Origin of the sequence: Nostoc sp. 106C (genome assembly GCF_002154725.1) — a bacterium.
Taxonomy (GTDB): domain Bacteria; phylum Cyanobacteriota; class Cyanobacteriia; order Cyanobacteriales; family Nostocaceae; genus Aulosira.
Genome location: NZ_MTAW01000094.1, coordinates 1 through 4,434, shown reverse-complemented (window position 1 = coordinate 4,434; position 4,434 = coordinate 1). Strand labels below are relative to the sequence as shown.

Annotated in this window: 3 protein-coding genes; 1 reads left to right on the top strand and 2 read right to left on the bottom strand. The window is 40.3% G+C overall.

Translation table 11 applies throughout. The annotated features are described in order from the left end of the window. Nucleotides 1–135: 135 nt before the first annotated feature. Both BV375_RS11765 and ppsA read right to left on the bottom strand, forming a co-directional pair. Entirely contained in the window at nt 136–864 is a 729-nt protein-coding gene (locus tag BV375_RS11765) for a hypothetical protein (protein WP_086760621.1), read from the bottom strand. A gap of 287 nt (nt 865–1,151) precedes the next feature. Next, the gene (ppsA, locus tag BV375_RS11755; RefSeq protein WP_086760617.1) at nt 1,152–3,632 is read right to left on the bottom strand and encodes a phosphoenolpyruvate synthase; all 2,481 of its coding nucleotides are present in this window, start codon (nt 3,630–3,632) and stop codon (nt 1,152–1,154) included. Nucleotides 3,633–4,025: 393 nt separating this feature from the next. Between ppsA and BV375_RS11750 the strand changes: the two genes are divergently transcribed. Continuing rightward, a complete protein-coding gene (locus tag BV375_RS11750; RefSeq protein ID WP_086760615.1) occupies nt 4,026–4,271 on the top strand; it encodes a hypothetical protein in 246 nt (81 codons plus the stop codon). The last annotated feature ends 163 nt before the right edge of the window (nt 4,272–4,434 follow it).

Sequence of the window (4,434 nt, the reverse complement as noted above, 5' to 3'; positions counted from 1 at the left end):
TTAGCTTGAGGGGTCTTACCCTCAATTCGCCAGCAGTATCCTTAAAGAAGTCGGGTATCTAAATCCAGTTTATTTCACTGAGATTCCACCCTTGCTTTGGCGATTAGAAAGAAGTTAAACCTACTCTCAAATTGCTTACTTAGGAAAAATGAATGATTCATCTGGTGCTAAATTAACTTGATAGTTACCAGACGTTAAAAACTTAGTATTAACAACTTCTTTGTAAGTTTCTAAATCAGTGTGCCAGTTGCCAATTACCTGAACTAGGTTAGCTAAACGTTGACCTGGGTCATCTTGAACTATTGTGTGGCTAACATTAGCAGAAAATAAAATCGCTGGCAGCAAGGATTTATCTGGCAATTGTAGTCCAACTTCATTAACATCTAAGAATAGTTGCGCTTCTTTGAGGGTGTAAATAAATCGCAACGCAGCTTGGACAGGAGATGTACCAAACTCTTGCCAAAGCCCAGGTTTTAACAGGTTGCCAAAAATGTAATTACGAGGTGTGCTATTATTCTGGTCGAAAAGAACATAGCCCCTAAAATTATTGCTAATCCCCTGATAGTTGACTTGAGTCAATGTCTCAACATACTTGCGAGCTATTACTGGAATAGACACATCTTGAGGTTCTTTACTAGCAATTAGCTCGGAGAAAACAATTCTATTGACTTCTGCAATTATACTGACACCATTTTGAAAAACCACCTGAGCCGCAGCATTCGTTAAGATGGGTGGTCGAGCTAGTTCCCAGTCACTAGGGACGATACCACTATATTTCAAAAAATCTGCTGTCAAAACTGTAGGATTTTGCTGTTTAACTGCGATCGCTATGACAAATTCTTGAATATCTAAATTCTGACTCATATATTCTTTAATTATTTATTACTTCGGTGATTACATAATAGCGTAAGTATAATAACGTAAATTACTCATTATTTCAATGCAATCTATTACAAATTACTACAGCATAAAAATTTTTGAACATGATGTAGCGGTTTGCAGTTCAGTAATATCCACATTGGTTTTATAAAAGGGAACGGCAAGACTTTTGTTCACTGACGTGTGGCTACGGTGAGAGAAAATCCCATTCTCTGAAGAACTCGAATTCTTACCCCCCTCCTTCTTAATCCCCTTTATTCGCTCATCATCCTTCACTGCTTACCTACTTCTGCAATGGCGATTTCCAGCAGTGTCTTCAGTACAGAATCAGGGTTGAGACTAATCGAATCAATTCCCTGTTCTACAAGGAACCGGGCAAATTCTGGGTAATCGCTAGGTGCTTGACCACAGATACCAATTTTACCTCCGTGTTTTTTAACTGTGCGAATTGCTTTAGCAATTATCCGCTTCACAGCTTGATTACGTTCGTCAAATAGATGTGCTACCAACTCCGAATCTCGATCTAGTCCGAGAGTTAATTGTGTCAAATCATTTGAACCAATAGAAAAGCCATCAAATATCTGACAAAACTCGTCTGCTAGAAATATGTTACTAGGCAATTCACACATTACATAGACTTGCAAACCGTTTTCTCCCCGCACCAAACCATGTTTTGCCATCTCAGCCAATACACGCTCACCTTCTTGTGGGGTACGGCAAAAGGGTATCATCAAAATCACATTAGTTAAGCCCTTTTCATCCCGTACTTGCTTCATCGCCTGACACTCTAGAGCAAAACCTTCGCGATAGCGATCGTCATAGTAACGAGAAGCACCACGCCAGCCAATCATCGGGTTTTCTTCTGTGGGTTCAAATTGTTTACCTCCCAAAAGATTGGCGTATTCGTTACTCTTGAAATCTGAAAGCCGGACAATTACAGGTTTTGGATAGAAAGCAGCTGCTATAGTTCCAATACCCTCAGCTAATTTATCCACAAAGAATTGTGCTTTGTTTTCATATTGAGGAGTTAATTCAGCAATTTTGTATCTAGCAAGTTCGTCTTCTAACCGATCAAAGTGAATTAATGCTAAAGGATGAGCTTTGATTTGGTTAGCGATAATAAATTCCATCCGCGCTAATCCCACCCCGTCATTAGGAATGGCTGCGAAGCCAAATGCTTCTTCGGGGTTGCCCACATTCATCATGATTTGTGTGTGGGGATGGGGCAATTTCTCTAATGCTAATTCTTGGATTTCGTAGGGCAATAAACCTTGGTAAACTTTTCCGGTTTCACCTTCTGCACAACTGACGGTAATTTCTTGCCCAGTTTTTAATACAGTAGTGGCATTACCACAACCGACGATCGCGGGAATTCCCAACTCTCTGGCAATAATTGCTGCGTGACAGGTGCGTCCGCCAGAGTTGGTGACGATCGCACTGGCACGTTTCATAATTGGTTCCCAATCTGGGTCAGTGCGGTTTGTTACCAGTATTTCTCCTGATTGAAACTGATGAATTTGATGCACGTCAAAGATGACTCTGGCTTGACCTTGACCGATCATCTCACCAACACTCCGGCCTGTGACAATAGGTACAAGGGGTTGAGGTGAGGAATTATCTGTGTTCTCCTCTGCTTTCGCTCCCAGATGATAACTACGCAGTACATTTGCTATCTTCTGAGACTGCACTGTTTCTGGACGTGCTTGCACAATAAACAGTTCATTACTGATACCGTCTTTTGCCCACTCAATATCCATTGGCGTATAAGTACCACGCACTTGGGAATAGTGTTCTTCAATAATGCAAGCCCAGTGAGCAAGTTGCAAAATCTCCTCATCATAGAGAGCAAATACGTTGCGTTCAGAGGGTACAACTGGAATATTCTTAGTCAATTTTGAGCCACCAAGGTCATAAATCATCTTAATTTCTTTACTACCAAGGCGCTTTTTAAGAATAGGGCGATATCCCTGTTTTAATGTAGGTTTAAATACTAAATATTCATCTGGGTTAACTGCTCCTTGGACGACGTTTTCACCCAAACCGTAAGCAGCAGTAATTAAGGCAGCATCTCTAAAACCTGTTTCTGTGTCAATGGAGAACATAACGCCTGAACTAGCCAGGTCAGAACGTACCATTTTTTGCACACCTACCGATAGAGCGATGTTGAAGTGATCGAAACCTTTGATTTGTCGATAGGAAATGGCACGGTCAGTAAAAATCGAGGCAAAGCATTTGTGACAAGCTTGTAATACAACTTCGAGTCCGTGGACATTCAAATAAGTTTCTTGCTGTCCGGCAAAACTGGCGTCGGGGAGGTCTTCAGCAGTAGCACTGGAGCGGACTGCGACATCGGTATCGGCATCATATTGCTGACAGAGACTTTGGTAAGCTTGGGCGATCGCTTCCTGCAATTCTAAAGGAAACCGAGTTTGTAGCATTAATAATCTAGCTCTTTTACCACAACGCCGCAGATTATTGACATCTTCAACATTTAAATCTGCAAAAATCTCTCTGAGTTTAGTTTCTAAACCAGCCGCAGAAATGAAGTACCTATAAGCGTAGGCTGTGGTAGCAAATCCTGTAGGAACTTTTACCCCTTTGCGCCTGAGTTGCTGAATCATTTCTCCCAGAGAAGCGTTTTTGCCACCTACTAAAGGAATGTCTGCAATCCCAACTTCGCCCAAAGGCAACACTAAGGCCTGTTCTTTGGAGACTGGGCGTTTTATTTCTTGATTGTGCAGCATTTCTACCATGATTTAAATTCCTTTAACACATAGAGATACTTAAGATGGTTGTAATAAATTTTTCTATTCCTAAGTCTCACACTTATGTTTATACGAAGATAATTTGAGGATCTTGTGAGGAAGTAGTTCTCTTGTAAAGAAGCTGAAAATAATTAATATAAGCAAGCTCTACAGTTCTTTTTTGAGAGCGGCTGTGCATTTATCAGGCAGCTAAGTGATGTATTGCGAAATATATATAAATATGACGAAGAGGTAAAAAACTTAACCTTCCTCACAAGTTCCTCACATTTCAAAATTATGGTTAAAGCATCAAGAGTAGTTTTTTATTTCCACTACTTATATTTCTCTTTATTCCCTAGATCCAGATTCTTCAGCCTGCTTTATTAAAAGGATTTCACAAATATGAGTTACTGTCCTTGCTGTTCTAATATATTGTTGCAACACCTACGCGGTTCTGAAGTTTACTGGTTCTGCCGTCACTGTTGGCAAGAAATGCCAGTATGGGAGGTAAACTCTACTTCATTATCAGAAGTATTGGAAGATTCACCTAGAATCCTGCAACATCAGAAAAAAGCTAGTACAAATGTTTCTGCAAGTAAACGCAAGAGCAGAAATGGGTGGATAGGTGTACACGATATACCCGCCTAAATAATTAGATGGATGAGTTACAAGTGTATAAATTTTAACAATCTATTAGCAGTAAATAGTTTGATAAAAACCTTAAATGTCAGTGTTTGTTTTTTGATTCAGTTGTTGTAAGTAGGTCGGCGTGAATATTTATCGTTGGGATGAGGCAGGAGGCAGGAGGCAG

Bases quoted from the DNA above. Each gene is read 5' to 3' on its own strand.
- BV375_RS11765 (WP_086760621.1), bottom strand. From the start codon at position 864: ATGAGTCAGAATTTAGATATTCAAGAATTTGTCATAGCGATCGCAGTT.
- ppsA (WP_086760617.1), bottom strand. From the start codon at position 3,632: ATGGTAGAAATGCTGCACAATCAAGAAATAAAACGCCCAGTCTCCAAA.
- BV375_RS11750 (WP_086760615.1), top strand. From the start codon at position 4,026: ATGAGTTACTGTCCTTGCTGTTCTAATATATTGTTGCAACACCTACGC.